We start from the raw sequence: 229 nt of genomic DNA, 5'->3' as shown, positions 1-229 counted from the left end.
TAACCCTAAATACCCCATCCAGAGAAGATTGGTTATCGCAACTTGCCGATGTTGTGACCGATCCTGATGAACTTCTGCATCTTTTGAATATAGACGCAGATGAAAAACTGTTGGCCGGACGCGATGCGAGACGGCTTTTCGCCCTGCGCGTTCCGCGTGCGTTTATTGCCCGCATGGAAAAAGGCAATCCAGACGATCCGCTTTTGCGTCAGGTACTTACTTCTCAGGA

Annotated in this window: 1 pseudogene; it reads left to right on the top strand. The window is 49.8% G+C overall.

The features are described 5' to 3' along the window. Positions 1–229 (top strand): annotated as a pseudogene (locus tag FDX22_RS12235) (EF-P beta-lysylation protein EpmB); the annotation flags it as partial.

Source organism: Citrobacter sp. TBCS-14, from assembly GCF_005280805.1.
GTDB classification, from domain to species: Bacteria; Pseudomonadota; Gammaproteobacteria; order Enterobacterales; family Enterobacteriaceae; genus Citrobacter; species Citrobacter gillenii.
Note: the sequence above shows the minus strand (reverse complement) of the source record. Positions and strands in the feature narration are given on the sequence as shown.